This is a genomic window from Martinezella miluonensis (assembly GCF_900094545.1).
Lineage (GTDB): Bacteria > Pseudomonadota > Alphaproteobacteria > Rhizobiales > Rhizobiaceae > Rhizobium > Rhizobium miluonense.
On record NZ_FMAH01000102.1, the window covers coordinates 1 to 1,423 of the forward strand.

The window sequence follows — 1,423 nt, forward strand, 5'->3', positions numbered from 1 at the left end:
CATTACAGTTGCATTTTTGACCTGAGATGCGCTTGCCTTGCTGCGGCTTGGTGTGCCCGTCGCCAAAGCGACCATGCGATGACGGCTGAAGGTTCAATTCGCCGTCGTGCGAGGCGTGTTGCGATCCGGCGGATTTCCTGGATCGACCAGCGGATCAATTGCTGATGCCGGGTCCTAAGCGCCGCCTCGTTTTTGGGGGTGGCATAGTGTTGGCGCGATGACGAATGACCGCCATCATGGCGAATGCGAGCATGACCAGCGAGACATGGCGATACCAGCCGTGCCAGGAGCGGGTCTCATTGTGGTCAAGGCCGAGCTCGTTCTTGGCGGTTTCGAAGCTGTCTTCGATGGCCCAGCGGTGGCCTTCCACGGTCACCAGCTTTTCCATGGATGTACCAATCGGGCACCATGTGGAGAAGAAAGCGAGATCGCCGTCGGCGATCTTGCGGCGGATCAGCAGCCCCCGTGTCCAGATGCCGGGGAATGCCGCGTCGAAATCATCGGCATCGAGGTCGGCCAATTCGAGATAGACCCAATCATGCAATCGCGCTCCCTTGGTCCCATCGCCTGCCGACAGGCGTCGCCAGGCATCGTCAGGTAGGGCTTCGGCGATGTCCTTCGCTGTCCCGGCAACGGCCAACGGTTTGCCCCATGATCGAAAGAGATGATTGGCGTTCACGCCCAGCACGTAGCCCTTGGCGGCTCGCTTGAGCGCCATTTCGATGTCGCCCACGCCATAGACACTGTCGGCAGCCACCCAGGAAAATGGCACATCCGAAGCGATCGCCCGCGCGATCATCGTCAGCGCCAGTGCCGGCTTGGTCAGAAAGCTGACAGTGTCCGGCACATGAGCCCTGGCCATACGGTTCTGGTCCTCCGTCCAGACCTTCGGCAGATAGAGCGCCCGATCGATGAAGGCATGACCATGGCGGGAGACATACGATGCGAACACGCCGATCTGGCAATTGGTGATCTTGCCCGCCGAACCTGTATATTGCCGGCCGACACCACAGGATGCCTTGCCCTGCTTGAGAAAACCGGTTTCGTCGATCACCAGCACTCCATCAGTATCGGCCAGCGTCTCAAGGGCGTAGTCGCGCACGATATCGCGCAAGGCATCCGCGTCCCAATGACCACGCCCTAAAATAGCCTGTTGCCGCCAAGGGCCGGGATCGCCGACTGCCTCCGCCCGCATCCAACCCGTCTTGCGTCGCTCTTCTCCCAGCAAACCGTCCAGAAATTGGCTCGCTGAATTCGCCACCCGCTCCTGTGTGAACAGCGGCCGCATTCGCGCTTTCACATCTCGTAACGAAGACGCCCAAAGCTCCAGCGTCGTCTCTATCGATGCTCCTGTCATCCATGACCTCCGAATCATGGAGACATATAGATTCAGGCTATGCATAAAAATGCAACTGTAATGCTA

1 protein-coding gene is annotated in these 1,423 nt (G+C 59.2%); it reads right to left on the bottom strand.

Annotated features, from left to right (window positions below; genetic code table 11):
- Window positions 1-154: 154 nt before the first annotated feature.
- The gene (locus GA0061102_RS32460) at window positions 155-1,375 is read right to left on the bottom strand and encodes an IS701 family transposase (RefSeq protein ID WP_092856895.1); all 1,221 of its coding nucleotides are present in this window, start codon (window positions 1,373-1,375) and stop codon (window positions 155-157) included.
- Window positions 1,376-1,423 lie beyond the last annotated feature (48 nt).